Genomic DNA, 25,369 nt, shown 5'->3' on the forward strand with positions numbered 1-25,369 from the left:
AAAGAAAGACTCAGACCTATTCATTGCCATGCTGGAGAAGCTAAAGTGGCACTACCGCCGAGCCAAAAGTGTCACCTTGATACTGGATAACTACATCATCCACAAAAGTAAAAAAACGAAGGCTTGGCTCAAGAAGAACCCAAAGTTCAGGCTGCTGTTCCAGCCCGTTTATTGCCCTTGGGTCAACGTCATAGAACGATTGTGGAATGCTCTCCATGAGACAATTACTCGGAATCACAGGTGTAAACATATGTGGCAATTGCTCAGGAAGGTGAAGCACTTTATGGATAACGTATCGCCGTACCCGGGAGGTTGCCACGGCACGGCGAAAATGTAGCACTATTCGGATCAGTTATTTAGAGTAGTTGTATAGTCAGAATATCTACGAATGGATAAGTTTCGTTGAAGTTTGGAGGCTAAGTTTTTGTCATTGAGCATATGTCCAAATAATCCAACTTTGTTTGAATAGCTTCTTCTGTCAGCGCGACTTTATTTAACCTACGCGAATCAACTTAAAGCGTACTATCAAAGCCCGTGGCACAGCTCATAACCCATTCTATTAATTGATAATAATTATGAAAAACAGAGAGATTGTACGCGGATTTTGGGAACATTTTAGCCGTGCTGACTACCAAGGATCCCGCCACCTAATAAAGTTGAATATCAGAATTGTCTGGCCAACCAGCCGCGAACGTTACGACAACACCGATGAATATTTCAAGGTCAACGAGGTGTTTGGAGATGGCTGGATCTTCAATATTTTCTCACTGGAAGAAACCACCTAAGGCAAAGTCATTAGTGTCACTCACGTTTCTCATCCTGATTGCAAAGACAGTTTCTATGCCAACAGCATTTGTCAGTTTGAAAGCGGAGAGTGGTACATAAAAGAAAAGAGTGGCAAATAAACACTCAATATCTAGAATGCGGGCATTAAACTTTGCCATGAATGAGAGTGCCCTTATGTCTCGCGACTATACCTTCGAATGCCTTGTCACCATGCCGCGCCATGAACTGGAAGAATTCAGTGCACGAATGATCGGCAGAATGGTGCCAGAGGATGTGATGACTGAAATATTCACGTTTGAGCAGGAAGAAATAGACAGCGAAGAGCGTTTGTTGTCAGCTCGTCTCGACGCCATGTTGCGTATGACCGCAATCGCTCTGAACGAAACACAGCAAGCGTTTGATGACTCTGAGCATGCAATTCAAAACAGTCAGAGAATGACGAGACTACTGCTTTGGCATTTTTACGCCATTCATTCCGCCTAGAACAAGCAATTACTCTTGAAACGCATTGTGAAGAGGTAGAAAGATTGTTGAAGACCCCTCCTACAGATGTGTTTGGCTGGGTGAATACCCTGACAGAGTTGCTACACACTTATGCTGATATCAGTGCAGAGCAGAATCCAGAAAACTAACCAGGGTCTGTTGAACCTAGTTATTCTCCCCCAGCTTTTTCAATTCCTGTTCGCTGAAGCTTATAAACCCGATTGGAACATCGCTACCCAACGCAGCGATGATCTTCTCGGCACTTTCTACTCCAAAGCCACCGCAAAGTTCAACGACCTGAGCGCCGTTATCAATCAGCGCTCTGGCCGCGGCCACTGCTTCTTCGTCTGAGCTGACGCCCAAAATTTCCGTTCTGAACAAAGGTGACTCAATCACAGAACGGTGTTGATCTTGCTGATAATCCGGCGCTTTGATGATAAAGCCATAATGGGAGATCATATTGAATCCTTTTAGCTAAAATGATTTGCACATTAGGGTCTGTTGACCCTAACATCTTATTCCCAACTTTCCAGAAATCATCCACGCAATTGAATCCCTTGGGTTTTGCTCTATCTTTTCAGGTACACGCAGTTTGTAGAGCCACTCATGAACCTGAAACGCATTGAAACCTTTGTACTCGTCGCGACTCTTCGCAGTTTTCGCAAAGCCGCTGAGCAACAATTCACCACCCAGCCTGCCATTTCTTCACGAATCGCCGGCCTGGAAAAAGAGTTGGGCATTATCCTGTTTGATAGGGAAGCTTCTCCCATCACCTTAACGGCAAAAGGCCGTGAGTTGCTGCCATATGCAGAGAAAATGCTTTTAACCGCCGAGCAATTCCAAAAACGCGCAGAAAACAATGCGCTCTTTACTGGCACCTTGAGACTAGGGATTTCTGAAACCGTCGTACACACCTGGCTGACTGAGTTTCTTCGAAGCTTTAATGAGAAATTTCCAAGGCTGGATATCGACATCACAGTCGATGTGACCTCAAATCTTCGTCACGATTTGTTGGACAGAACCCTGGATTTAGCATTTCTGATGGGGCCAATTTCAGAGCCTTCCGTGCAGAATATGCCGCTTTGTCGCTATCCCATGGTTTGGGTCGGAAGCAAATCGTTACCGCTCTCAAACACTTTAATGTCACTGACTGAATTAGCTGACTTTCCCATCATTACTTATGCCCGCAATACGCAACCTTTCGGGGAAATCAGGGAGCAATTTGCCCAAGCGGATGCGGCCAATGCCCGATTTTTTACTTCAAGCTCACTTTCCGCCTGTTTACGCATGACTAAAGACGGATTGGGCTTGGCTACCTTACCTACTGTGATTGCAGAGCGCGAGATTGAAGCGGAGAATTTGCAGTTAGTGGATTGTGGCTGGGTGCCTTCCCCACTTGGCTTTACCGCGTCCTACCTGCATGCTCCCTTGAGTGGCGCAGCAGAAGAAGCCGCAAAACTGGCAGTGGAAGTAGCAGGGAAAGCAGGACATTAATTTTTTTTATCGGAAAAGGTAAAAAACTATAATTGGACGAAATGACACCAACCTGCAACATTTACTTAACACAACATTCATTCAACGAGGCGAAGGAAAGCCATGAGTCAACTTGCAGGACAAGAAGCCCCTCTTTCATCCAATCACTACGAAGCAGCCCTGACACAGGCACGTGAATTAAGAAATCTGACACGTGACGGCAAGTTTATTGGTTCGACAAGTGGATTTGCCCCTGGCATCGCACAGGGAAACCTTGTCATTCTTCCCAAAGACTGGGCGGACGACTTTCTTGTATTTTGTCAGAAGAACCCCGTTCCTTGTCCTCTGTTATCAGTATCCAGCCCGGGTGAACCAATGATTGATTTGCTTGGCAAGGATATCGATATTCGCACCGATGTACCTGAATACCATATCTTCCGAAACGGTGAATTGGCTGAGAAAACTCATGACATTAAAGATCTTTGGTGGCATGACATGGTGACTTTTGTCTTGGGTTGTTCTTTCTCGTTTGAAGATGCTTTGATTCGTGCTGGCCTGTCTCTTCGTAATATTGATTGCCAATCGAATGTATCAATGTACCGCACCAACTTGGCGACGACACCAAGCCAGTATTTCAGTGGTAACATGGTGGTTACTATGCGCCCGTTTAAACCAGCAGACGCTATTCGCGCCATTCAAATTACTTCCCGCTATCCGAAATCCCATGGTGCGCCAGTACATATAGGAAACCCCGCCGACATTGGCATCAAAGATCTCTCCAACCCGGATTTTGGTGATGCAGTACCTATTAAGGACGGTGAAATCCCCGTTTTCTGGGCATGTGGTGTAACGCCACAGTTGGCCATTATTAATGCTAAGCCGCCCATCGCCATTACCCATGCACCCGGCAAGATGCTGGTGACGGATATCAGTAACGAGCAACTCTCAGTTTTATAAGTAGTAGGGTCTGTTGACCCAAAATAGGACACTAGTGAAAAGGAGACTTCCGATGAAGTTGTTAAAAAACCTGCTGCCAGCCATGGCAGTGTCTCTCGCTGCACTTTCTGTGCCTTCTGCACTCGCTGCGCAATGGCACATGCCGACACCTTACGGTGATGCTCACTTGCCGACCAAAATCGCCTATGACTTTGCCGAGCAAATCAAAGAATCCACAGGTGGTGAAGTCGATATCAAGGTTCACTCGGGAGCATCTTTGATGAAGCACCCTGAAATCCCTCGCGCAGTGCGAACTGGTCAGGTGCAGATCGGCGAAGTTTTCATTGGCATCATGGGTAATACCCACCCTATTTTTAAGCACGACAACATTCCTTTCCTTGCCACTGACTACGAGCAAGCCCAGAAACTGTGGGAAGCCGCTAAACCAGAGATTGAAAAGCAACTCAGCAAAGAAGGCATGATCCTACTCTACACCGTGCCATGGCCTGCACAAAGCCTTTACACCAAAAAGCCAGTGAACTCGCTGGCGGATATTAAAGGCACCAAAATGCGCGCTTACAGCCCATCCACCTCACGTCTTGCTGACTTGATGGACACCACACCAACCACGGTTCAGTTACCGGATATTCCACAGGCATTCAGCACTGGCATTATCGATGCGATGGTGACTTCACCTTCGACGGGCGCAAACGGTCAGGCGTGGGATTACCTGAGTCACTTCACCGAGATCAAAGCCTGGATTCCAAAGAATTTCGTGGTTGTTAACAAACGTGCGTTCAAACGCCTGGATAAAGATTCACAGAAAGCCATTTTGGATGCCGCAGCAGCAGCCGAAGCACGCGGTTGGGCAGAGGTATTGGATCAAGAAGCCAAAGACACCAAAACGTTGGCTGACAACGGCATCGTGGTTTCCCAACCTTCTGAGCAATTGCTGAACGAGCTTCAGGCGATTGGCGTGACCATGACAGAAGAGTGGGAAGCAGAAAACTCGCAAGCGCTAGCGCCTGTTCTGAAAGCCTATAAAAACTAAGTAAGTAGTTACTTACTACGACGTACCCTCCCCTGGAAACGGACTTGGGGAGGGCTTCAATACCCTGAGCTACGCCTGTCTGGAAGCATTATTATGAAACGAGCTCTGTACCTGCTGTCGGGTGGTTTATCCGGCTTCTTTATTGTGTTGATCATGCTGATCATCCTCGCCCAAATTATTGGCCGAATGATGGGCTTTATTGTTCCGTCAGCGGAAGATTTCTCCGGTTACGCTTTGGCTGCCTCAACCTTCTTTGGCCTTGCCTATACCTTTCGTGAAGGTGGCCATATCCGCGTTAACCTTGCTATTCAAAGGTTGCCAGAATCGCTGCAACGCCCTCTGGAAACTCTGGTCCTAACCCTTGCGTTTTTGCTGCTTTGTTTCTGTAGCTATTACTGCACTTATATGGTCTGGGAATCCTACGACTTCGAAGAAGTCACCCACGGTTACATTCCTATTCCTCTGTGGATTCCACAAGTGCCACTCGCAATCGGCATGATTGCATTCAATCTCGCCGTGCTGGATAGCCTGATTGACAACATTCGCGGTATTACCCCCCATTACAAGCAGTTGGAAGGTGAAGACGTTTCGCTCGAACTGATTGAAGACCCTGACGAAGCTACGGCTCCGCAGGCAAGCAGCAAGGAGCGCGCAAAATGACGGACATGACCTTAATCTCTTTTATTCTTGCCATCTCCATGCTGCTGTTTTTAGCCGCTGGTTTATGGGTATCCCTTGCCTTAATTGGTGTCGGTGTCATGGGCCTGTACATGACAGGCAATGAACAAATCGGCCTGTTGTTCGGCTCTTCAAGCTGGGGGGCGAGCACCAGTTGGTCGCTGACGGCCCTACCGATGTTTATCTGGATGGGTGAGCTTTTATTCCGAACCCGACTCTCGGAAGATCTGTTTAAAGGCCTTTCTCCTTGGCTTAGCAGCTTTCCCGGCAAACTGCTGCACGTGAATGTACTGAGCTGTGGCATATTCGCTGCGGTATCAGGCTCATCCGCCGCCACTGCGGCCACTATTGGACGCATGACCCTGCCCGAGCTGAAAGCACAGGGCTACAGCGAGAAGATGGCCGTCGGCACGTTGGCAGGTTCCGGTACTCTGGGTCTTCTTATCCCGCCTTCCATCATCCTTATTGTGTATGGGGTGGCCGCAGAAGTGTCCATTGGACGCTTATTTATTGCCGGAGCCCTACCCGGCATCATGTTGATGCTCCTGTTTGTGGGTTACACCACCATATGGGCATTGATGAATAAAAATGAAGTGCCTCAGCACTCGAGTAACGATGTTAATTGGCAAGTTAGATTCAAAGCGCTGAAAAAGCTGCTCCCGATAGTCGCCCTTATTTCCTTTGTTTTGGGGTCGATCTACGGCGGTTTCACTACACCGACAGAAGCAGCAGCGCTTGGCGTGTTTGGCGCCATGGTTTTGGCCGCCCTTACCGGCTCTTTGAGTCGTCAGAGTTTCATCGACAGTCTGCTGGGTGCCGTGAAAAGCGCCTGTATGATTGGCTTTATTCTCGTGGGCGCGCATTTTCTTACACTGGCAATGGGATTCCTCGGCATTCCCCGCGCGTTAGCGGAGTGGATTGCTGCGATGTCGCTGTCGCCGTTTGAACTCCTGCTTTACCTCACCATCTTGTTTGTGGTGCTGGGCTGCTTCCTGGATGGTATTTCTGTGGTGGTTCTGACCGTTGCAGTTGTATTGCCTATGGTGCAGCAAGCAGGCATTGATTTGCTGTGGTTTGGTATCTTCATCGTTCTGGTGGTGGAGCTGTCGCAAATCACCCCGCCCGTTGGCTTCAACCTGTTTGTTATTCAGGCACTCACGGGCAAAAACATTCTGTATGTCGCACGCGCTGCGTTTCCGTTTTTTATGCTGATCCTTTTAGGGTTAGTGTTGATTACCGTCTTCCCGGAAATCGTGACCTATCTGCCGACCACCATGAGTCAGCGCTAGCAGGAAAAACTGCTTCTAAAGAAAGCAGAGCAACAAGGAGTGAGTTGAGATGAAATTAAATTGCGACATGGGAGAAAGCTTCGGTGCCTGGACCATGGGGAAAGACGCTGAAGTGATGCCCTGCATTGATATGGCAAGCATCGCCTGTGGCTTCCATGCCTCGGATCCAGTCACGATGCAAAAGACCGTCGCTTTAGCCTTTGAACATGGCGTCACCATTGGCGCCCACCCTGGCTACCCGGATTTGATGGGCTTCGGCCGCCGCAAATTTGATTGCACAGACGAAGAACTTTACGCTTGGCTTGGCTATCAAATCGGTGCGCTGAAAGGCATTTGCCGTCAGCAAAAAGCCATTGTCGATTATGTAAAACCCCATGGTGCGCTCTATAACACCATGATGAAAGACATGGCGGTGCTGAAAACCGTAATGCGCGCAGTGAAAGCCGCTGCGCCGGGTTGCCCATTGGTGGTAATGGCAATTCCTGAGCGCCAACCTATTCTCGATTTGGCGGCAGAAGTCGGCATTGACGTGATGTTCGAAGCTTTCTCAGACCGTGCTTATGACGATGAAGGATTTCTGGTCGACCGTCGTATTGAAGGCGCGGTTCACGGCAGTGCTGACGCCATCATCAAGCAGGTACAACAGATTGTTGAACACGGTTCTGTCACAACGCTGAGTGGAAAAACACTCAAGGTGGACGCAGATACACTCTGCATTCACGGAGATGGCCCCCACGCTTCGGCGGTTGCCCAGGCATTGAAGCAGTGGAGGGCAAATGGCGCGAATTGAGGCAGTCAATGAACAGACATTGATTGTGTATTTTGGGGACAGAATTGATGATGCCATCGCCGCTAACGTCAACCTTGCTATCTTTCAAGTCAGGGAAAGTCTAGGGGATTTGGTCACAGACATCATTCCCTCCTATAACTCTATGTTGATTGGCTTTGACCTAAACAGAACGGATCGTTTCGACATCATCAAACGCATTCGTTTGGCGCTTGAGTCCAATACTAACGCCGTCACCAATAACAACGACAATCAGGTAGTTGAAATTCCGGTTTACTACGGCGAGGAAGTCGCGCTGGATATGACGGATGTGTGTGACAAAACTGGCCTAGATAGTGAGTCTGTCATCAAACTGCACAGCGAGCGTGAGTACCGCGTTTACGCCATCGGCTTTAGCCCCGGCTTTGCTTATCTTGGCAGCTTGGATGACGCGATAGTCATGCCGCGTAAATCCACACCACGCCTCAAAGTACCAACGGGCAGCGTAGGGTTGGCAGATAACCAGACTGCCATTTATCCCAGCAGCACACCGGGAGGCTGGCAAATCATTGGTCGTACACCACTGAATATGGTGGACTGGGACAGTGAATCATTGGCAAAAGTAAACGTCGGCAACCGGGTAAGGTTCTGCCCTATCGACAAGGACGAGTTTTTGAAGCAAGGCGGCGTGTTATGAGTTTTGAAGTACTGAACCCCGGCATGCTTACCCTGCTGCAAGACAGTGGTCGCATCGGCTTCCAGCATTTGGGCATCACCACAGGAGGCCCAATGGATGAGCATGCTTTTTATTGGGCAAACCGTCTACTGGGAAACAAGCCAGATGCAGCGCAGCTCGAAATAACCTTCGGCCAACTGCAGCTACAGGTGAATGCCGCCACAACAGTTGCTATTGCAGGCGCAGATCTTTCCGCCACCTTGAACGACAAAGCTATTCAACCCTGGCTCACCTATGCGGTGAAGCCAGGTGATGTTCTGGCGTTTGGTGCACCCAAAAGCGGACTGCGGGCCTATCTCTCCGTGGCTGGCGGCTTTGAATGTGAACCTAAGCTCGGGAGTTGCTCCACGGTGAAAAGGGAGCAACTGGGCGGTTTAACCGGTCTCGGTGATGCCTTGGAAACGGGGGATATTCTACCCTTTACCGCAACGACTGAATTCACCGAACAGCGCACACCTAAATGGGCTATTCCCGATTACGATGCGCCGCTCGAACTCGGGGTGATGCCTTCCTATCAGCATGCGTCATTTAGTCATGATGAACAGATGACGTTTTTCACCAGCGAGTATGAAGTCAGCCAGAACATCGACCGCATGGGTTATCGCTTATCCGGCGCGCCAGTGAAAAGCAGTCTCGATGGCATCATCTCAGAAGGTATTGCCTTTGGTGCGATTCAGATCCCCAACGATGGCCAACCTATCGTCTTGATGAAAGACAGGCAAACCATCGGCGGCTATCCGAAAATCGGCTGTTTGAGCAGTTTAGGTGCTGGCCAACTTTCACAGCGTCAACCCGGGCAGATTGTTACCTTCTCTCCCATGGATGTTGCGGACGCTGAAGTTGAAAGAAGGCTCTTCAACCGGGTCATTTTCGGATGAGTCCATCTCAGGGGAAAATGGTGCACATTGACAAGGCCACGAATGCGAGGCCAGATGATGTGCGTCCTTTTCTCAAGGCGATTAATCGGTATATCTCAGCCAAAGATAACAACAAGCCACACCTGCTCACCAAAGTGTTTACAGAAGAATCGCTGCTGGAAATGAAGGTCAACACCGACAGTATTTCGTTTCCCTCAGATGTGGTTGGCGTTGAAGCAATCAGCCAAGTTCTGTCCTCCCAGTTCAATCAGCGTTATGAGAATGTTTATACCTTCTGCTTGTCAGACTCCATTATCAGGGATGACAGTCTTCTCACCTGCAAATGGCTCGTAGTCATGACAGAAAAGGACAATGGCATTCTGCGCATCGGTTGTGGCTATTACGACTGGCTGTTCAACGATGATTCTTCTATCTCGGCAAAAGATCCGAAAGTGGACAAACTCACCATCACCATTGAGTACATGGCTGCCATTCACTATTCGAATAAAGACCACTTGCTCGATGGGATAGGCGAACTGCCCTACCCTTGGTGTTTCAGCAGCTCCCTGAGTATTGAAATGCCGATGATAGAGGACTTAAAAACAGTGAGACGCTTTCTGGAACAGGATTAGAAGTAGCCCTACATTTTATCTGGCGAAATGTGACGATATTACGCTACGCTTCGCCTACACTCTTTGCTTGTTTACTGTCAGAAAAACAAAGAACTATGAATCTAATAACAAGAACTGCGCTAGCTTCGGATGCCAAGAGCATCACCGACATCGTCAACCCAATAATCGAAAGTGGTCGATACGTGATTCTCGACTCCACGTTTTCGGTGTCAGACCAAAGTTTCTTCATCCAATACTTCCCGGTAAACGGCGTGTTCTTGGTTGCTGAAGATCATGACTCGAAAACTGTTCTGGGCTACCAAACCGTTGAGCCATATGCCAGCTATTCACGCGCACTGGACCATGTCGGCATCATCACCACTTATGTCGACGAGAAACATCATCGACAAGGCGTCGCAACCTCGCTGTTTGCTTCCACGCTCGATATCGCGCGCTCACGCGGTTTTGAAAAGCTGGTTGCTCAGGTTAGATCAGACAATGAAGTGGCTCTGCACACTTATCTAAAACATGGTTTTGAAGTGTCGGGCCGAGCAAAAAGTCATGCCAAAATCAACGGCAAGTACATTGATGAAATCACGCTGGAAGTATTCCTCTAACAAACGCTTCCTTTTAAGAAGGTGCCGAACGCGGCACCTTTTTGTTACCCGTCTATTGCACAGTTAAAGAAACTTTTCTCGCTTTGTTTCTTCCATAAGCCAAATCTAAGAAAGCGCTTCCTGCACAATGTACCCGAGCTACATTTGATTGAGAGCCCCTGCGAAAGCGCTGAGATGACTTCGCAGGTTTGTTGATGAGGGAATCATTGTGAAAGTTGCCGTTACCGCCGCCAGTGGGCAATTGGGGGCATCAATTATCAAAGCGCTGATTGATGCCATGCCGACAGAAAACATTGTTGGTTTAGCGCGAACGCCAGAGCGCGCCAAAGATCTTGGCGTTGAAATTCGCCCCGGCGATTATGAGAAACCAGACGACCTTGAACAATCATTGCAAGGTATTGATACGCTGCTATTGGTGTCGGGTATGGACGCGCCAGACAAGCGAATTGGCCAGCACCGAAATGTTATTGATGCCGCGAAAAGAGCCGGTGTGAAGAAGATTGTCTACACCAGTGTTCAGGGAGCGGAGGAAGGCACCGCTTTTTCACCCATTATTCAAAGCAACCGACAAACGGAGCAGGACGTGCGGGAATCCGGCCTTGATTGGGTAATAGGCCGCAATGGTATCTATATCGAGCCTGATATCGAGTACATTGAGAACTACAAAAAAGCCGGAGTTATCACCAACTGTGCGGGAGATGGAAAATGCGGGTATACCACCCGTGGCGAACTTGGCTTCGCGTATGCCCGAATGCTGACCGAAGACAAACACAACGGACAAACCTATAACCTGCATGGTGAAGCGCTCACCCAAACCCAGTTAACGGAATACCTCAACGCGACATACCACACTCACCTGACTTACGTGCCGCTCTCTTTTGAGGAATATCAGGCTGAGCGCATTGCGGAGTTAGGCGAATTCCTTGGAACCGTCATTGCCGGGATATATCAGGGTATCAGTGAAGGTAAGGTCGACAACCCCAGCCATTTTCTGGAAGCTGCTGGACGCGAACACCAAAGCTGGGGCGATTACTTTGCGGACAAAGAGACGGAAGGTTGAGCAACCAGTTTTGTTCAGTTCTGTTAGAGTAAATAAGCGCGCTTTACTGGCGCGTTTTTACTTTATGATCTGTGAAGCTTTGGCAATACAAGCCTCAAGCAGTTCATGGATAACTTCTTCATCTTTCAGTGCTCTTGACACCACCACGCCACCAATCATTAGGGCTGCGAGCGACATAGCACTCTGTCTATCAGGGAATTCCCCACCACTGCGTGTTTGGAGTATCTCCAATAAACCTTCAAAGACATGGGAATATGCATTCTTTGCATCACCATCCAAACTCGACACGTCGGTTGCAAATGCAGCCAGCGGGCAAGGTGACACTTTTTGTTCGACATGCTCTTCACAAAGATACGTTTTTACGATCTTCTCAAAGCTTAAATTCCCATCGGACTCGCGCAGAATTCCTGCTAGAGGGCTGTCCTCTGTCGCAGCATAAACAGCTTCTTTGTATAGCTCTTGTTTGGAGCTGAAATGAGCATAGAAAGCGCCATGCGTTAGTTTTGCATCTCTCATTACCTCACCAAGCGATACATTGTGAAATCCTTTGTTCGCAAACAATCTCACCGCACTTTTCAAAATCTTCTTACGTGTTTCCTGCTTTCTGGTTGTCGGCCAAGGCATTGATCCACCCAAAATATTATGTTGAACATATAGTCAATGCATTTAATCTCCTCCCAGCAGCCAAGGGAAATTTTGATCTGCAATTTGCGCTCAACAAAGCACATTTATTCAGAGAGTTACTTCAGGAGGACAAATCATGGGATCGCTTAACACACTATCTAGAGGTATCAATTACGGCGTCATATCAACTGGCGGGCTTGAGCAAATTGAGACGTTTACATTTCAGCATGAAGCTTTGCCAGTAGATGTTGAAGGAAAGGTCTTCGTTAGTGAGGCTCTGGGGATGTCCGGCGGTATCCTTTCTCTTAATTCACTGGCTCCACATACCTCTATGCCATTTCACCACGTCCATATCGAGCATGAAGAAATCTACATATTCATGGGAGGACAAGGCGAATTTATGGTGGATGATGATCGCTTTGAAGTCACTACAGGTTCCGTCATCCGAGTCGCTCCCGAAGGGGTTCGCTGCTGGAGAAACACCTCCAATTCGCCACTTTACTATGCTGTTCTTCAGGTAAAAGCTGGCAGCGAGACGGTAAAAAATACTATCGAGGATGGCCGAGGTGTGAATCGTCCAGTCGCGTGGTAATAGCTTCCTACAGGTGGTTACGTTTTGGCGGGTTGAGTTTCATAACCACCCGCTTTTTAGATCACAAATTGTGCGATCTATGCCCACCAAAAATGGGGGTTTATTGACCCTTTCAATGCTAATATTCTTCCATAGTATTGAGCATTTAACTTATTGATTCACGGTAAAAACCTTCTATTTACCCCTGTTAAGGTGAAACCAATAAGGAGAGAGAAATGCTCAGATTTCAGTTCTATAAATCACAAGACGTTGTCACTCACGTAAAACTGGATACCCCTACGACTGAAGATGAGATACGGCAGCTGACTGAGCAGGGTTTTACTGAGTCTGGCGATGTCATCTCTGCACCGACGATTCTTAAAGCCATGGAGCAGCATCAAAACCGTCATGAAGATATGATTAAAGAGTACGCAACGGTTGGTGTGATTCTGGGGCTTTTTTCAGGACTCCGTTAATTCCCCACCTTCACAAAAACGCGCCAACTGCACGGCAGGTGGCGCGTTATTTACTGATTTTCTAACCTTCTTATTGATCCGCACAGAATGCTTCGAAGCGCTCGGGAGTATTATCAAAGCCTTTCGCCTCAGCAAGCTCCCAGGGACGTTCACATTGGTTAGTGTTTGTACACCATTGATACCCCGCAGATGGAATACAGCCATGTTCATCGCGATCTGCACCCACCATAGTGTCGTAATCCGTTGTATTGTTTGCACAACCAGCCATTAAAAGTGCCAAGAGTGAAATCAGAGTGAGCTTTTTCATTGAGCAATGTCTCTTTGGGGAAATAGAGACGGTTATAAAAGCACATTTTCACTCGCTAGGAGAACACGAATTTGGGATAACCCAATTAAAAAAACTCGCCGTTGGCGCGTCTTGTCGTTAAAACTGATAGGATATTAACTCGCTTGTTGCAAACGGTGATAGAGCGAGTCCTTCAATACTGCATGGTCATGTTTAAGTTTGTGCATCTCTTCATCATCAATAGGGGAATCTCTGAGCTCCAGACTGCGGATTTCTTTATCAAGTGCATTGTATTTCTTGTTGTCTTCTGCGAATGCCGTATCTTGACTGGAGAGCTCTCCGATCAGGTCTTTGAACTCTGGGAACTCGTGAACGAGAGAGTGGACTTCACCCAACATATCAATTCCTTATCTATTTTCCTTGGTAGTTGGATTCAAGATCCCTTCTGTCGAGCCTTTACAATAGGAAATTCTCAACCATGTAGATATACCCATGGTTGAGAATAGTCGACTTCTCGCTTTAGCTAAAACTGGATCAGTCGATGTTTTGAACATCCATGACCAGATTGTTCCAGTTACGCTGATTCTCGATATCGTGCTCAAGCCCTTGTTCGTCAGCGATCTGGAAACGTTTCACTGCTGGGGTTTTGCTGGCTGCCTGATACAGCCAGTAAGCCTCTGCTTTCAGCGCTTCATCGATAGGTTTATCGATAGACTCGTAAACCATTTGCTTACAAGCATTGATAGATTCTGCCGGGAATTTCGCAATACGTTTCGCCAAGGTATCAACATATTCACCAATCTCATCCGGCTCCAATGCCTTGTTGATGGTGCCATAAGCTTCTGCTTCATCTGCGTCGAAGTCGCGCGCACTCAGGATAATTTCCAGTGCTCGTCCAAGACCGACCTGACGTGCCATACGGGAAGCACCACCGCCGCAAGGCAGGATCCCCATAGCGACTTCCATTTGCATAAATTTGTATTTACCTCGAGCCGCAAAGCGCATATCACATGCCAATGCAAACTCGTGGCCGCCACCTCGGGCAAAACCTTCCAGCTTGGCGATGGTCGCCTGAGGCACTTTACTGATTCGTTCAAGCACTGCCTGCAAATCGAGCAGTTTCGCTTCCTCGCGGGAAACAGCCTCGGTCGCGTTCAAGACGCATCGCCAGTCCGTTCAAATCAGACAACATTTCTTGTCCCTGAACGTTCACTGAGCCAAAATCAAAAGTCACAGTCAGGACACCTTCGTCCTGACTCGCGGTAAATGTGCTGTAGCCTTCATAAGCCATGTTGAGCGTCCTTTTGTTTTTTTGTTTCGTTCGCCTGTTAATCTAACAACGGCACCGAACAGCAACAATGAACAAAAGAAAGGAAACAGTTTCCGCTAAAAGTTGAAAATGCTTAGAAAAGCAAAAATCAATGTGATAGCGCTCAAGAAATAATGAATCGATATCTAAAGCCAAATTAGATAATCAACCGTTTAGATAGCTTGCTGATTCATATATTAATTTGTAGGTAGTACCGCATAAAAATTAAAAAGTCACACCTGATTTCAGTCAATTTTAAATTATGAAACACTTTGACGGCCAATCAATAAACCGATTAAAATTTAGAGTCTTAGGTGATGCATAATCGTAACTGGAATCTTCAACAGTACGCAGATATGTTAGGCGGAGAAAAGAACTAAAAAGGTATGAGAATGCTAAAGTTAGTCCTAAATTGTATTCAAGATGAATCAGGTGTGACGGCGATAGAATATGCAATGTTGGGGATAATTATTTCAACCATTATTCTCGCAACATTTTTTGAAACCTCGGCTTTATCTAAAGCGCTTCGCGACGCGATGACTCTTATACAAACCAACATTAACGCCGCAAACAATTAAAAAATGCGCCGATTGGCGCGTCCTCGCTTAATTGTCTATGTTCTACAGCTTGGGTTCATTGCCCATTTGCTCAAAACAAAACGCATACACATCAGCGCCCAAATCCAGCACCTTGTGCATTGGCATACCAGCACCATGTCCCGCATTCACATCAATTCGGATTAGCACTGGGTTCTCTCCACCATGCTTGGCTTGGAGTTCTGCAATGAACTTATAAGAGTGAGCAGGTACTACACGATCATCATGATCCGCAGTGGTCACCAGCGTCGATGGGTAATCCACACCTTCTTCCACATTGTGCACGGGTGAATACCCCAGCAGATATTGGAACATCTCTTCACTTTGCGAAGAGGTACCATAATCGTACTTCCAGCCCTCCCCGGATGTGAAAGTGTGGTAGCGCAGCATGTCCAACACACCCACGGCTGGCAGAGCGACTTTAAACAGGTCAGGACGTTGAGTCATACACGCCCCCACCAGCAAACCGCCGTTAGATCCGCCGCGGATCGCCAATTTCTCTGATGACGTGTACTTCTCTGCAATCAAGTACTCTGCTGCAGAAATGAAATCATCGAATACGTTTTGTTTCTGAAGCTGTGTGCCAGATTGGTGCCAGGCTTTTCCGTATTCACCGCCACCACGCAGGTTGGCAACGGCATAAATGCCGCCCATCTCAATCCATGCCGCAATGCTTGGGTTGAACGCAGGTTCCAGGCTGATATTGAATCCACCGTAGCCATACAGAATAGTGGGATGTGAACCATCGAGCTCGATGCCTTTGCGATAGCAAATGGTCAGAGGAACTTTTGTACCGTCCTTAGATGAGTAAAACACCTGGCGCGATTCAAGCTTCGCACTGTCGATGGTGCAGGCACTTTGTCGGTACAGAACTGTCTCACCACTTTCCGGATCAAAGCGGTAAGTGTCTGATGCGGTCGTATAGTTGGTGAAGGTGAAATACAACGTTTTGTCTTGCTCTCTGCCAGAGAACCCTGATGCTGTGCCCACACCCGGTAGTGCAATGTCACGAACCTTATCGCCATTTACTTTGTACTGCTTAACCTGAGTCTGAACATCGACGAGGTAGCTGGCAAATAAGTAACCCGAACCCGTTGAGATGCTGAGTTCATGTTTGGTTTCTGCAATCAAATCTTCCCAATTCGCCTGCTGTGGGTTTGCAGCGTCCACTACTACGATACGTCCCATTGGCGCGCCCCAATTGGTGTAGATAAGGAGCTTACCATCGTGATGCTCGATGACATCACTGTCTGCACTGTCATCGTCGGTCAGGCAGAGGCGATCGCCGTTACCGTTCAGGTCTTGCACATAAAGCATATTGCCTGAGGTAGCATTGGCACCTGATATCACCAAATAACGGTCATCTTCTGTGGTATAGCCACCAACATATCGGAACTGAGGATCGCCCTCGCCACCAAACACCAAGATATCTTCGGCTTGCGGGGTTCCCAACATGTGGAAGTAGAGTTTGTGATGCTCGGTTCTGGCAGAAAGCTCACTGCCTTCTGGTTTGTCATACGTTGAATAGTAAAAACCTTCACTACCACGCCATTCGATGCCAGAGAATTTCACATTTTCGATTTTGTCATTGAGCAAGACACCGCTTTCTGCGTCCATGACATAAATAGTTCGCCAGTCACTGCCGCCCTCAGACGTAGAATACGCGATAAACTTGTCATCACGTGAAAAGCGCAACTGGTCTAGTGAAGTGGTGCCTTCCTCGCTCCAGCTATTAGGGTCGAGAAACACTTTGGCTTCAGACAGCTCAGCTTTGGCGCGATAAATGACCGATTGGTTCTGCAAACCATCGTTTCGGTAAAAATAAGTAAACGCTCCACGGTCAAAAGGCGCTGACTCTTTTACATAGTTGTTGGCCACTTCGAGTTTCTCTCGAATAGCCTTACGGAAGGGAATATTGTTAAGGTATCCAAAGGTTACTGCATTTTGAGCTTCAACCCACTTTGCGGTTTCGTCGCTTAAGTCGTCTTCCAGCCAACGGTAAGGGTCGGCAACTTCGTGGGAGAAATATGTATCGACAATCGTATCTTTGCGTGTTGTTGGGTAATCAAACATAGTTTCTCCATCCTTGCTGTACATTCATTTGATTAGCGCAGAATTATAAGAAGAGGTCTGGCTTGCGGCCTTGTTCAAATCTTCTTTTCGTAGCCACCTCGCAAACTCTCTTAAAGGTTTGTTGTAAACCCAAAATTCCAGCATTAAGTAGAGTGTCTTTAATTATGAGACGGTTTACGTCCCAAAGTCGTGATAGGTTAAGGCGGTTTTTCGCCAGCAAACATAAACGTAACAGTTAAAGACGACTATTACTTTATGTCACTGGGAAATCTCATTAAAGGACTGACAGGATACCACTATGGATATACTCGCCGGACTGCTTTCAGGTCTACCAAACTTCATCATTTATTTTGCTGCTTCGCTGGCATTTGTACTGATTTTCAAATTTATCTATATCCGCATTACGCCATACGACGAGTGGTCACTGATCAAAGATAAGCAAAGCGTAACAGCAGCAGTTGCTCTTGGGGGTGCATTCCTGGGTTACTGTATTGCCATTGCCGGTGCGGCACAGAACTCAGTCAACATTGTCGATTTTATGGTGTGGGGCGTCATTGCGATGTTAGCCCAGTTTATTGCTTTCGCCATCGTTCGTTTTGTCATGCTGAAAGAGCTGACTACCCGCATTGAAAACGACGAATTACCCGCCGGTATCATTCTAGCAGTGGTTTCTGTTTCTATCGGCGTACTGAACGCTGCCTGCCTGACCTACTAACCGGAGGCAGTCATGAAACGGAGTCAAAACGTTATTCGTCCGACCATGGACAAAGCCGCCAAGGTGATCCCTTTTGCGTTTGTTGGCGGTATCTCAGGCTGTTTCTTCGAACCTGAAACCGAAGGGTTCGTGTTCCAATCCGCACAGGATTGTGCCCGTTCTTTTCCGGACCAGATTGAAGAGTGCCGAATCGCATACCAGGATGCGCTCCAAGATGCCGCGCAATCAGCTCCCCGTTATAACAATGAGTATGAATGCGAAATAGACTTTTCTGACGGCTGTGATCGTTACAATAACTGGTACATCCCTGCCATGGCGGGTTTTTTCTTTGCCAATATGCTGGATGATGACTACTTCAAGAAAAAGAAGAAGCGCTACTATTCCAAGCCACTGTATGGCTATCGTGGAAAGTACTATTCCGGCGATGGCAACTTCTATAGTTCATCAAGTAACAAGTCGGTAAAGGTTTCCACCAGCTCAATCACTAAGCCCAAATCCAGTGGCACCATCGGACAGGTGATGTCTCGTGGTGGTTTTGGCAAATCCGTGTCTCGCGCCTCTTCCTCATCACGAAGTGGCGGCTAAAACATGTTCAGACGGGACATTACTGAGCGCCCTCACTGGCGGGAGTTGGCAAAGCAATACGGGTTTGGGTTCCACACCATGTATGGCGAACCTTATTGGGATGAAACCGCCTACTACCAGTTCAACCTCAAGCAAATTGAGGAGGATCTGGAAAAACCGACTGAAGAGATCCACCAGATGTGTCTCGATGTGGTAGAACGTGTCACCCGCTGCGACGAACTTCTAGCCAAATTCGGTATTCCCGAAGCTATGTGGGACTTAGTGGCGGGATCTTGGCGACGCCGGGATCCATCGCTTTATGCCCGCTTGGATTTCGCTTATGACGGCGTGAACCCTGCCAAGCTTTATGAAAACAATGCTGATACCCCCACTTCACTGTTTGAAACCGGCTTCTGGCAATGGGTTTGGCTCGAAGATGTGGTAAACAGTGGGCGTATTCACCAAAGTGCTGACCAGTTCAATATCCTTCAAGATTACATCATGGAGCGCTTTGCCGAACTCGCCAAGCGCCAGCCTGGTCAAACGCTGTATTTCAGCTGTTGTAAGGACACAGAAGAAGACCGAGCGACCGTGCAATACCTAGAGGACTGCGCTAAAGAAGCGGGATTGAGCACGGGCTTTGTCTATGTCGAAGACATTGGTGTGAATGATGCTGGCGAATTTGTCGACATGAACGGACGGGCCATCCGTTGGATGTTCAAGCTCTATCCGTGGGAATTCATGTTCGATGAGGAATATGCCCAGTTCCTGGGTAGCGCCACCATTAACTGGCTCGAGCCGATGTGGAAGTCTGTGCTTTCCGACAAAGCACTGCTTCCGATGCTTTGGCAGCTTCACCCGAATCATCCCAACCTGCTGCCTGCCTACTTCGCAGATGATCCAAAAGCATCTTCCCTGTCTGACTATGTGGTAAAGCCATTATTTTCACGCGAGGGAGCCAACATCGAAATCGTCAGAAATGGCGCGTCGACCTTTAAAACTGATGGGCCTTATGATGTTTCCCAAGCTATCGTCCAGCAGTACCAACCACTGCCAAAATTCGGCGACAACTTCACCCTGATAGGCAGCTGGCTGGTCAACGATCGCGCTGCTGGGATTTCGATTCGCGAAGATGCCTCCCTCATTACACAGGATCTCGCCCGTTATCTGCCTCATATTATTCTTTAGGGTCTGTTGATCTTAGAGATAAAAAAAGCGACTCAGATGAGTCGCTTTGGCTTAGGGGGATGTTTTCTTTAAATGATTACTGCTGATTTACCGCAGGGATCACTGGATATTGGACCCCCGCCATCTGCTCGATGCAGTGAATCACCTGACAGCTGTAACCGAATTCATTGTCATACCAAATGTAGAGCACACAGCGATTACCGTCGGCGATAGTCGCTTCGCTGTCTACAACACCCGCATAACGAGAACCAACGATGTCCGAGGATACTATTTCTGTCGATTGGGTGTAATCAATCTGACCCGCCAACGGAGACATGAGCGCCGTCTCACGCAGGTAGGTATTCAGTGAATCGCGGTCCACGTCTTTGCCCAAGTTCAGGTTGGCAATCGCCATCGAGACGTTGGGGGTTGGAACGCGGATAGCATTACCCGTCAGCTTTCCTTTTAATTCAGGTAAAGCTTTCGCAACGGCTTTTGCAGCACCTGTTGATGTCAGCACCATGTTTAATGAAGCTGCACGTCCACGGCGATCACCGTTGTGGAAATTATCAATCAGATTTTGATCGTTGGTGAATGAGTGTACCGTCTCGATGTGACCCGACTCCACGCCATAACGATCGTTCATCGCTTTCAGCACAGGTGTAATTGCGTTAGTAGTACAGCTTGCCGCTGACACTATGGTATCGCTGTCTTTGATGTCACCGTGGTTAACACCAAATACGATGTTCTTGATGTCACCCTTACCTGGTGCGGTCAGCAATACTTTACCTGCGCCTTTGGCGGTCAGATGATTACTCAGGCCATCAACATCACGCCACATGCCAGTGTTATCAACTACCACGGCATTATTGATACCATGCGCTTCATAGTCCACTTCAGAAGGATGGTTCGCGTAGATGATCTGAATGTAGTTACCATTCACGATCAGAGCGTTACGGGCATGGTCCACCAAAATGGAACCGTTAAAAGGCCCGTGAACAGAATCACGACGCAGTAAGCTGGCGCGCTTTTCAAGATCGCCATCTTTACCGCCACGTACAACAATCGCGCGTAGACGCAGTGGGTAGCCTGGTCCGCTTTTTTCTACAATCAGGCGCGTTACCAAGCGCCCAATTCGGCCAAAGCCATACAACACGATATCTCTGGGCTCCTTAAGACTCGTGGACGGCGGCAGGTCTGCGATTGCTGTTTTGAGGAAATCATCTAGTTGGGCTAAATCCTCATGGTCGCGCCAGTAAACGTTGGCAAGACGACCAATGTCGATTCGGCAAGGAGAAAGTGGCATTTGTGCCAATGCTTCCAGAATAGGGAGAGTGTGTGCGGTAGTGACTTCCTGTCCTGTGTACCAGCGCGCTACACGGTGTGACTTCAGCAGATCAATCGTACTGGCGTTAATCACAGCACGACCATAAATTTGAATTTCGACGCCCTTCTCACGGTACAGCTTGCTAATGAGAGGTGACATGGTTTCTGCGTCGGCCTGACTTTGTTGCCATTGGGTAAGATGTTGTTCTGGACTCATCGTGACTTTCTTTGCCTTTTTGGGATTTAGGGTATAAAAGTGTAATCAGTAACTGTTTTTATTATTTTGGCGACGAGTCTAACGGCCAGATTATTATTAACCTAGCAAAAATAAGTCATCATTTATCTCATTAAAATTCAGCCAGTTATTCTCCTTTTCGTTAAAATATTACAAGTGTAAAACGCTTTCATTTTCTTTCTCTTAAAATCTGATTGAAAGTTTACTACGTAAACCTTTCAGTTCTTTCCTCCAAATCAACTTAATATGCCTCACTAAAAAACGACAGCCCCCAGGGCCTGTTGATCTTTGCTCAGCGAAACAACAGCAGTTAACACGGGATCTGTCGCTGTATTCGGGTTTTATCCTTTATCGATACAGAATGATTCACTTAAAGCATATTGATTACACATCTAAATGTTTCAATTTTGCGTCATTTTTATTTAGCACATATAAAACAGCGAGTTATAGACATAAATATGCTTATTTGTGACTCAGACTTGATAAATATTCCATCAGATGTATCATTTAAAGGGCTTAAATGCTTAGACATCTAAAGGAATAACTGAAACAATGAGTACCGAGACAATACACCAGAGCGCGACATTGACGCGTTTGAGGACGGAAAACGACGCCTGGGTATTTCGCATTCCGCGAATCGAAGATGGCATCAGGATCCACGAGCTTATCGCCAGTTGTCCCCCACTCGATGAAAACTCCTCGTACTGCAATTTCCTTCAATCTTCCCACTTCAATAAGACCTGCATCCTCGCAGAGCACAGGGGTTCCGTAGCTGGATTCATTTCTGGATACCTAAAACCTGAAGCCCCTAATGAGCTGTTTGTCTGGCAAGTCGCGGTTTCTCCCGAAGCGCGCGGCAAAGGCCTCGCCTTCCATATGCTGCAAGAGCTGTTGATGCGCGATCACCTCTCAGACGTCAATGTTGTAGAAACCACTATCACTGGATCCAACAAAGGCTCCTGGAGTTTATTCCGCAAGCTCGACGCCGCACATGGTGAAAACGGTGAAGTCACAGTGTTTCTTGATGAAAAACAGCATTTCAAAGGAAAACACGACACGGAATTTTTGTTCCGCATTCCTTTGAAATAAAACCATTCTTAAAAATATAAAACGGATTCCAAATGGAAATTTTTAACAAGCAAGAGTCAAACGTTAAGTCATATTGCAATAGCTTCCCTGTTGTCTTTACCTCGGCAAAAGGGTGCTGGCTGACCACAGACTCAGGAGCACGCTACATTGATTTTCTGGCCGGCGCAGGTTCGCTGAACTACGGCCATAACAACCCAATTTTGAAAGAAGCCTTGATCGAATACATTTCCAAGGACGGCATTACCCATGGCCTGGATATGTTTACCGAAGCCAAAGCTGCTTTCCTAACCGCACTCCGTAATCACATCTTCGCGCCACGAAATCTTGATTACAAAGTGCAGTTCACCGGCCCAACCGGTACGAATGCAGTAGAAGCAGCGATGAAGTTGGCTCGCAAAATGACGGGCCGAACCAACATCGTGACTTTCACCAACGGTTTCCATGGGTGCACCATGGGCGCACTCACGGCTACCGGTAACCAACACCACCGTGGTGGTGCCGGCACTCCGTTGTTTGGCACTTCCCGCATTCCTTATGAAGACTACGCTGGCATTGATGGCCTTGCGCTGTTCGAAGCCATGCTGAACGACAACTCAAGTGGTCTTGATAAACCTGCAGCAGTGTTGCTGGAAACCCTACAAGGTGAAGGTGGTCTGAATGTCGCTTCAAACGAGTGGCTACAGAAGCTGAGTAAAATCTGTAAAGCCCACGGCATTCTGTTAATCGTTGATGATATTCAGGCTGGTTGTGGCCGTACTGGCACCTTCTTCAGTTTCGAGCCTTCTGGTATCAATCCAGACATTGTGACCCTGTCTAAGTCTATCGGCGGATACGGTCTGCCAATGGCGCTCGTGCTGCTGAAACCTGAGTTGGACAAGTGGCTACCAGGTGAACATAACGGCACTTTCCGTGGTAACAACCACGCCTTCATTACGGCAACAAAAGCGATTGAGCATTACTGGCAGAATGATGATTTTGAAGGCCATATTGCCGAGCGCAGCCAACAAGTCTCCAAGACTATCGACCGCTCAATGAAGCAACTTTCTTCTCTATTCGTTCGCGCAAAAGGCCGCGGCATGATGCAAGGTATTGAGTGTAAAAACGGTGACATCGCCAGCGCGATTTCCCGTCGTTGCTTTGAAAAAGGCATGATCATTGAAACCGCAGGTCCTGACGACGAAGTCGTGAAGTTCTTCTGTCCGCTGACAATCAGTGAGTCAGAGCTTGAGCAAGGTCTGCACATCTTTGAAAAAGCAGCTCAGGAAGTTGCTAATGAACTTACCCGCAAAGCGTCTTAAGGGAAATAAGAAACATGATCGTAAGAACTCTGGAAGAGTGCAGAAACAGCGAGCGCCGCGTAGCATCAGAAACCTGGGAAAGTGTTCGTATGCTGCTGAAAGATGACCAGATGGGGTTTTCGTTCCACATCACAACCATCTTTAAAGGCACTGAAACCCACATTCACTACAAAAACCACTTGGAGTCCGTGTACTGTATGTCTGGTGAAGGTGAAATTGAAGTGGTAGATGGCGAAACTTACCCAATCAAACCGGGCACACTTTACATTCTGGACAAACACGATGAACACTTCCTTCGCGCTTATGAAGGTGCGGACATGGTAATGGCATGTGTATTTAATCCGCCAATTACCGGACAGGAAGTTCACGATGAAAACGGCGTTTATCCGCTGGTAGATTAATAAAAATATATGTCTTTTGGGGGCCATTTTGCCCCCTTTTTCTATTTACGACAGACAAGGATTGCAATTATGACTTACACCGTTGAGAAAATCGGCGGCACGTCTATGTCGGCATTTGATGCTGTACTGGACAACATTTTTCTTCGCCCCAAGAACCCGTATAACCGTGTATTTGTGGTTTCTGCCTATGGCGGCATCACTGATGCCCTGCTTGAAAGCAAACGTTCTGGCGAGCCAGGCATCTACCAACTGGTTGCCAAACATGATGAACAGTGGGCCGATGCCATCGATGCGCTCGAAGTGCGTTTGAAAATGATCAATGAAAATCTGTTTGCAGATCCGCTCAACCGCACCCGTGCCGACAACTTCATTTCTGAGCGTCTGAAAGATGCCAAAGACTGTATTTCAAACATTCTGGCGACCTGCAGCTATGGCCAGTTCACGCTGCGCCAATACCTGCCACAGATCCGAGAGTTTTTATCTTCAATCGGCGAAGCCCATAGCGCTTACAACACTGCTCTGAAGCTAAGAACTCTTGGTGTGAATGCTATGTTTGTCGACCTCTCTGGATGGAATAACAAGCTTTCCGGCACGCTGGATGAAGTGATTGTTGAAGCGTTTAAAGAGATAGATGTTGCCACTGAACTGCCAATTGTGACCGGTTACGCTTACTGCGATGAAGGCCTGATGAAGACCTACGATCGCGGTTACAGCGAAATGACCTTCAGCCGCATTGCCTGCCAAACCTCTGCAGATCTGGCGATTATCCATAAGGAATATCACCTCAGCAGCGCAGATCCTCGCATTGCTGGCCCAGAAAACGTATTGCCAATCGGCCAAAGTAACTTTGATGTCGCAGACCAGCTTGCCAACCTCGGCATGGAAGCCATCCACCCGAACGCAGCTTCCGGTCTTCGTAAAAAAGACATTCCGCTACAGATCAAAAACACCTTTGAGCCAGAGCACAAAGGCACGTTGATCTCTCAGGCTTACCAGCCAGATTCCGAGAAAATCGAAATCATTGCGGGTCGCGACAAGGTTTTCGCCCTACACATTTTTGATCAGGCGATGGTGGGTAACGTCGATAATGTCGGTTATGAACTGATGGAGATGATCGCAGACGAACGCGTGAATCTGGTCGGTAAAGAGATGAGTGCCAACTCCCTTACTTAGTCGGCCCTGAATTACAAATAAGACACTGATCTATTTGATGATCTCATCGATCTTCCTACCCTCATATTGCAAGCTTTTTAAGCCTCCCCTTCCAAAACCTTGCAATTTGGGTGATGAAAATGA

At 47.7% G+C, this 25,369-nt stretch carries 28 protein-coding genes and 3 pseudogenes; 24 read left to right on the forward strand and 7 right to left on the reverse strand.

Annotated elements, in window-relative coordinates; genetic code table 11:
- The 3 genes and pseudogenes from GMA8713_RS22045 to GMA8713_RS22060 all read left to right on the forward strand — a co-directional run.
- A partial coding sequence (locus GMA8713_RS22045) for an IS630 family transposase (protein ID WP_157515497.1) occupies positions 1 to 337 on the forward strand: 337 nt, incomplete at its 5' end.
- 238 nt (positions 338 to 575) lie between these two features.
- Positions 576 to 785: a hypothetical protein gene (locus tag GMA8713_RS22050; RefSeq protein WP_062714313.1), complete on the forward strand. Its 210-nt coding sequence runs from the start codon at positions 576 to 578 to the stop codon at positions 783 to 785.
- 175 nt (positions 786 to 960) lie between these two features.
- A pseudogene (locus GMA8713_RS22060) lies at positions 961 to 1,418 on the forward strand (exoribonuclease R).
- Positions 1,419 to 1,434: 16 nt separating this feature from the next.
- Here GMA8713_RS22060 and GMA8713_RS22065 read toward each other — a convergent pair.
- A complete protein-coding gene (locus GMA8713_RS22065; RefSeq protein ID WP_062714317.1) occupies positions 1,435 to 1,728 on the reverse strand; it encodes a DUF6506 family protein in 294 nt (97 codons plus the stop codon).
- 147 nt (positions 1,729 to 1,875) lie between these two features.
- Here GMA8713_RS22065 and GMA8713_RS22070 point away from each other — a divergent pair, with 147 nt between their 5' ends.
- From GMA8713_RS22070 to GMA8713_RS22120, 11 genes are all read left to right on the forward strand, one after another.
- Positions 1,876 to 2,763, forward strand: coding sequence for a LysR family transcriptional regulator (locus GMA8713_RS22070; protein ID WP_062714319.1), 888 nt, complete (start codon positions 1,876 to 1,878; stop codon positions 2,761 to 2,763).
- A gap of 102 nt (positions 2,764 to 2,865) precedes the next feature.
- Positions 2,866 to 3,699 (forward strand): putative hydro-lyase, encoded by an 834-nt coding sequence (locus tag GMA8713_RS22075; RefSeq protein WP_002538258.1) that lies wholly within the window; start codon positions 2,866 to 2,868, stop codon positions 3,697 to 3,699.
- 52 nt (positions 3,700 to 3,751) lie between these two features.
- Complete coding sequence (locus GMA8713_RS22080; RefSeq protein ID WP_062714321.1) at positions 3,752 to 4,729, forward strand: TRAP transporter substrate-binding protein; 978 nt, start codon at positions 3,752 to 3,754, stop codon at positions 4,727 to 4,729.
- Between the two features lie 93 nt (positions 4,730 to 4,822).
- Positions 4,823 to 5,389 carry a TRAP transporter small permease gene (locus tag GMA8713_RS22085; protein ID WP_062714323.1) on the forward strand — a complete coding sequence of 189 codons (567 nt, stop codon included), beginning with the start codon at positions 4,823 to 4,825 and terminating at the stop codon, positions 5,387 to 5,389.
- On the forward strand, positions 5,386 to 6,696 hold the full coding sequence (locus tag GMA8713_RS22090) for a TRAP transporter large permease (RefSeq protein ID WP_062714325.1): 1,311 nt from the start codon (positions 5,386 to 5,388) through the stop codon (positions 6,694 to 6,696). Before GMA8713_RS22085 ends, GMA8713_RS22090 begins: the two co-directional genes overlap by 4 nt.
- A 49-nt stretch (positions 6,697 to 6,745) precedes the next feature.
- Positions 6,746 to 7,486 (forward strand): 5-oxoprolinase subunit PxpA, encoded by a 741-nt coding sequence (locus GMA8713_RS22095; protein WP_062714327.1) that lies wholly within the window; start codon positions 6,746 to 6,748, stop codon positions 7,484 to 7,486.
- On the forward strand, positions 7,473 to 8,159 hold the full coding sequence (pxpB, locus tag GMA8713_RS22100) for a 5-oxoprolinase subunit PxpB (protein WP_046303683.1): 687 nt from the start codon (positions 7,473 to 7,475) through the stop codon (positions 8,157 to 8,159). Before GMA8713_RS22095 ends, pxpB begins: the two co-directional genes overlap by 14 nt.
- Positions 8,156 to 9,076, forward strand: a complete 921-nt coding sequence (locus tag GMA8713_RS22105) for a 5-oxoprolinase subunit C family protein (protein ID WP_046303684.1) — start codon at positions 8,156 to 8,158, stop codon at positions 9,074 to 9,076. The genes pxpB and GMA8713_RS22105 overlap by 4 nt, the downstream gene beginning before the upstream one ends.
- Positions 9,073 to 9,687: a hypothetical protein gene (locus GMA8713_RS22110; protein WP_232314523.1), complete on the forward strand. Its 615-nt coding sequence runs from the start codon at positions 9,073 to 9,075 to the stop codon at positions 9,685 to 9,687. The genes GMA8713_RS22105 and GMA8713_RS22110 overlap by 4 nt, the downstream gene beginning before the upstream one ends.
- Before the next feature lie 95 nt (positions 9,688 to 9,782).
- Entirely contained in the window at positions 9,783 to 10,283 is a 501-nt protein-coding gene (locus GMA8713_RS22115) for a GNAT family N-acetyltransferase (protein WP_062714329.1), read from the forward strand.
- A 208-nt stretch (positions 10,284 to 10,491) separates the two neighbouring features.
- Positions 10,492 to 11,343, forward strand: a complete 852-nt coding sequence (locus GMA8713_RS22120) for an SDR family oxidoreductase (protein WP_062714331.1) — start codon at positions 10,492 to 10,494, stop codon at positions 11,341 to 11,343.
- A 57-nt stretch (positions 11,344 to 11,400) separates the two neighbouring features.
- On the opposite strand, the gene GMA8713_RS22125 is transcribed toward GMA8713_RS22120, so the two are convergent.
- Positions 11,401 to 11,967 (reverse strand): TetR/AcrR family transcriptional regulator, encoded by a 567-nt coding sequence (locus GMA8713_RS22125; RefSeq protein WP_062714333.1) that lies wholly within the window; start codon positions 11,965 to 11,967, stop codon positions 11,401 to 11,403.
- Positions 11,968 to 12,103: 136 nt separating this feature from the next.
- Here GMA8713_RS22125 and GMA8713_RS22130 point away from each other — a divergent pair, with 136 nt between their 5' ends.
- Together GMA8713_RS22130 and GMA8713_RS22135 are read left to right on the forward strand one after the other, a co-directional pair.
- Positions 12,104 to 12,559 (forward strand): cupin domain-containing protein, encoded by a 456-nt coding sequence (locus GMA8713_RS22130; protein ID WP_062714335.1) that lies wholly within the window; start codon positions 12,104 to 12,106, stop codon positions 12,557 to 12,559.
- A 215-nt stretch (positions 12,560 to 12,774) separates the two neighbouring features.
- Positions 12,775 to 13,014 carry a hypothetical protein gene (locus GMA8713_RS22135; protein ID WP_062714337.1) on the forward strand — a complete coding sequence of 80 codons (240 nt, stop codon included), beginning with the start codon at positions 12,775 to 12,777 and terminating at the stop codon, positions 13,012 to 13,014.
- 70 nt (positions 13,015 to 13,084) lie between these two features.
- Here GMA8713_RS22135 and GMA8713_RS22140 read toward each other — a convergent pair whose 3' ends face one another.
- The 3 genes and pseudogenes from GMA8713_RS22140 to GMA8713_RS22150 all read right to left on the reverse strand — a co-directional run bounded on the left by GMA8713_RS22140 (position 13,085) and on the right by GMA8713_RS22150 (position 14,591).
- A complete protein-coding gene (locus GMA8713_RS22140; protein WP_062714339.1) occupies positions 13,085 to 13,321 on the reverse strand; it encodes a hypothetical protein in 237 nt (78 codons plus the stop codon).
- 134 nt (positions 13,322 to 13,455) lie between these two features.
- Positions 13,456 to 13,698, reverse strand: coding sequence for an HP1242/YdcH family protein (locus GMA8713_RS22145; protein ID WP_062714341.1), 243 nt, complete (start codon positions 13,696 to 13,698; stop codon positions 13,456 to 13,458).
- A 136-nt stretch (positions 13,699 to 13,834) separates the two neighbouring features.
- Positions 13,835 to 14,591 (reverse strand): annotated as a pseudogene (locus GMA8713_RS22150) (enoyl-CoA hydratase/isomerase family protein).
- 410 nt (positions 14,592 to 15,001) lie between these two features.
- On the opposite strand from GMA8713_RS22150, the gene GMA8713_RS22155 reads away from it, so the two are divergent.
- The gene (locus GMA8713_RS22155) at positions 15,002 to 15,187 is read left to right on the forward strand and encodes a Flp family type IVb pilin (RefSeq protein WP_084387807.1); all 186 of its coding nucleotides are present in this window, start codon (positions 15,002 to 15,004) and stop codon (positions 15,185 to 15,187) included.
- Positions 15,188 to 15,229: 42 nt separating this feature from the next.
- Here the strand turns inward: GMA8713_RS22155 and GMA8713_RS22160 are convergent, their stop codons facing one another.
- On the reverse strand, positions 15,230 to 17,278 hold the full coding sequence (locus GMA8713_RS22160; protein ID WP_062714344.1) for a prolyl oligopeptidase family serine peptidase: 2,049 nt from the start codon (positions 17,276 to 17,278) through the stop codon (positions 15,230 to 15,232).
- Positions 17,279 to 17,576: 298 nt separating this feature from the next.
- On the opposite strand from GMA8713_RS22160, the gene GMA8713_RS22165 reads away from it, so the two are divergent.
- The 3 genes from GMA8713_RS22165 to GMA8713_RS22175 are packed head-to-tail and all read left to right on the forward strand — an operon-like array spanning position 17,577 to position 19,745.
- Positions 17,577 to 17,993 (forward strand): DUF350 domain-containing protein, encoded by a 417-nt coding sequence (locus GMA8713_RS22165; protein WP_062714346.1) that lies wholly within the window; start codon positions 17,577 to 17,579, stop codon positions 17,991 to 17,993.
- A gap of 12 nt (positions 17,994 to 18,005) precedes the next feature.
- Positions 18,006 to 18,578, forward strand: coding sequence for a DUF1190 domain-containing protein (locus tag GMA8713_RS22170; protein ID WP_062714348.1), 573 nt, complete (start codon positions 18,006 to 18,008; stop codon positions 18,576 to 18,578).
- Between the two features lie 3 nt (positions 18,579 to 18,581).
- The gene (locus tag GMA8713_RS22175) at positions 18,582 to 19,745 is read left to right on the forward strand and encodes a glutathionylspermidine synthase family protein (protein WP_062714350.1); all 1,164 of its coding nucleotides are present in this window, start codon (positions 18,582 to 18,584) and stop codon (positions 19,743 to 19,745) included.
- A gap of 76 nt (positions 19,746 to 19,821) precedes the next feature.
- Here the strand turns inward: GMA8713_RS22175 and GMA8713_RS22180 are convergent, their stop codons facing one another.
- The gene (locus GMA8713_RS22180) at positions 19,822 to 21,267 is read right to left on the reverse strand and encodes a glyceraldehyde-3-phosphate dehydrogenase (RefSeq protein ID WP_062714352.1); all 1,446 of its coding nucleotides are present in this window, start codon (positions 21,265 to 21,267) and stop codon (positions 19,822 to 19,824) included.
- A 570-nt stretch (positions 21,268 to 21,837) separates the two neighbouring features.
- Here GMA8713_RS22180 and ectA point away from each other — a divergent pair.
- From ectA to GMA8713_RS22200, 4 genes and pseudogenes are all read left to right on the forward strand, one after another.
- Positions 21,838 to 22,374, forward strand: coding sequence for a diaminobutyrate acetyltransferase (ectA, locus tag GMA8713_RS22185; RefSeq protein ID WP_062714354.1), 537 nt, complete (start codon positions 21,838 to 21,840; stop codon positions 22,372 to 22,374).
- 32 nt (positions 22,375 to 22,406) lie between these two features.
- Entirely contained in the window at positions 22,407 to 23,672 is a 1,266-nt protein-coding gene (ectB, locus tag GMA8713_RS22190) for a diaminobutyrate--2-oxoglutarate transaminase (RefSeq protein WP_062714356.1), read from the forward strand.
- A 14-nt stretch (positions 23,673 to 23,686) separates the two neighbouring features.
- The gene (locus GMA8713_RS22195; RefSeq protein WP_062714358.1) at positions 23,687 to 24,073 is read left to right on the forward strand and encodes an ectoine synthase; all 387 of its coding nucleotides are present in this window, start codon (positions 23,687 to 23,689) and stop codon (positions 24,071 to 24,073) included.
- A 69-nt stretch (positions 24,074 to 24,142) separates the two neighbouring features.
- A pseudogene (locus GMA8713_RS22200) lies at positions 24,143 to 25,243 on the forward strand (aspartate kinase); the annotation flags it as partial.
- Positions 25,244 to 25,369: the final 126 nt, after the last annotated feature.

It is taken from the genome of Grimontia marina (assembly GCF_900060185.1).
In the GTDB taxonomy this organism is placed as follows: domain Bacteria; phylum Pseudomonadota; class Gammaproteobacteria; order Enterobacterales; family Vibrionaceae; genus Enterovibrio; species Enterovibrio marinus.

Excerpts from the sequence above, each read along its gene's own strand:
- GMA8713_RS22050 (WP_062714313.1), top strand. The coding sequence starts at position 576 with ATGAAAAACAGAGAGATTGTACGCGGATTTTGGGAACATTTTAGCCGT.
- GMA8713_RS22065 (WP_062714317.1), bottom strand. The coding sequence starts at position 1,728 with ATGATCTCCCATTATGGCTTTATCATCAAAGCGCCGGATTATCAGCAA.
- GMA8713_RS22070 (WP_062714319.1), top strand. The coding sequence starts at position 1,876 with ATGAACCTGAAACGCATTGAAACCTTTGTACTCGTCGCGACTCTTCGC.
- GMA8713_RS22075 (WP_002538258.1), top strand. The coding sequence starts at position 2,866 with ATGAGTCAACTTGCAGGACAAGAAGCCCCTCTTTCATCCAATCACTAC.
- GMA8713_RS22080 (WP_062714321.1), top strand. The coding sequence starts at position 3,752 with ATGAAGTTGTTAAAAAACCTGCTGCCAGCCATGGCAGTGTCTCTCGCT.
- GMA8713_RS22085 (WP_062714323.1), top strand. The coding sequence starts at position 4,823 with ATGAAACGAGCTCTGTACCTGCTGTCGGGTGGTTTATCCGGCTTCTTT.
- GMA8713_RS22090 (WP_062714325.1), top strand. The coding sequence starts at position 5,386 with ATGACGGACATGACCTTAATCTCTTTTATTCTTGCCATCTCCATGCTG.
- GMA8713_RS22095 (WP_062714327.1), top strand. The coding sequence starts at position 6,746 with ATGAAATTAAATTGCGACATGGGAGAAAGCTTCGGTGCCTGGACCATG.
- pxpB (WP_046303683.1), top strand. The coding sequence starts at position 7,473 with ATGGCGCGAATTGAGGCAGTCAATGAACAGACATTGATTGTGTATTTT.
- GMA8713_RS22105 (WP_046303684.1), top strand. The coding sequence starts at position 8,156 with ATGAGTTTTGAAGTACTGAACCCCGGCATGCTTACCCTGCTGCAAGAC.
- GMA8713_RS22110 (WP_232314523.1), top strand. The coding sequence starts at position 9,073 with ATGAGTCCATCTCAGGGGAAAATGGTGCACATTGACAAGGCCACGAAT.
- GMA8713_RS22115 (WP_062714329.1), top strand. The coding sequence starts at position 9,783 with ATGAATCTAATAACAAGAACTGCGCTAGCTTCGGATGCCAAGAGCATC.
- GMA8713_RS22125 (WP_062714333.1), bottom strand. The coding sequence starts at position 11,967 with ATGCCTTGGCCGACAACCAGAAAGCAGGAAACACGTAAGAAGATTTTG.
- GMA8713_RS22130 (WP_062714335.1), top strand. The coding sequence starts at position 12,104 with ATGGGATCGCTTAACACACTATCTAGAGGTATCAATTACGGCGTCATA.
- GMA8713_RS22135 (WP_062714337.1), top strand. The coding sequence starts at position 12,775 with ATGCTCAGATTTCAGTTCTATAAATCACAAGACGTTGTCACTCACGTA.
- GMA8713_RS22140 (WP_062714339.1), bottom strand. The coding sequence starts at position 13,321 with ATGAAAAAGCTCACTCTGATTTCACTCTTGGCACTTTTAATGGCTGGT.
- GMA8713_RS22145 (WP_062714341.1), bottom strand. The coding sequence starts at position 13,698 with ATGTTGGGTGAAGTCCACTCTCTCGTTCACGAGTTCCCAGAGTTCAAA.
- GMA8713_RS22155 (WP_084387807.1), top strand. The coding sequence starts at position 15,002 with ATGCTAAAGTTAGTCCTAAATTGTATTCAAGATGAATCAGGTGTGACG.
- GMA8713_RS22160 (WP_062714344.1), bottom strand. The coding sequence starts at position 17,278 with ATGTTTGATTACCCAACAACACGCAAAGATACGATTGTCGATACATAT.
- GMA8713_RS22165 (WP_062714346.1), top strand. The coding sequence starts at position 17,577 with ATGGATATACTCGCCGGACTGCTTTCAGGTCTACCAAACTTCATCATT.
- GMA8713_RS22170 (WP_062714348.1), top strand. The coding sequence starts at position 18,006 with ATGAAACGGAGTCAAAACGTTATTCGTCCGACCATGGACAAAGCCGCC.
- GMA8713_RS22175 (WP_062714350.1), top strand. The coding sequence starts at position 18,582 with ATGTTCAGACGGGACATTACTGAGCGCCCTCACTGGCGGGAGTTGGCA.
- GMA8713_RS22180 (WP_062714352.1), bottom strand. The coding sequence starts at position 21,267 with ATGAGTCCAGAACAACATCTTACCCAATGGCAACAAAGTCAGGCCGAC.
- ectA (WP_062714354.1), top strand. The coding sequence starts at position 21,838 with ATGAGTACCGAGACAATACACCAGAGCGCGACATTGACGCGTTTGAGG.
- ectB (WP_062714356.1), top strand. The coding sequence starts at position 22,407 with ATGGAAATTTTTAACAAGCAAGAGTCAAACGTTAAGTCATATTGCAAT.
- GMA8713_RS22195 (WP_062714358.1), top strand. The coding sequence starts at position 23,687 with ATGATCGTAAGAACTCTGGAAGAGTGCAGAAACAGCGAGCGCCGCGTA.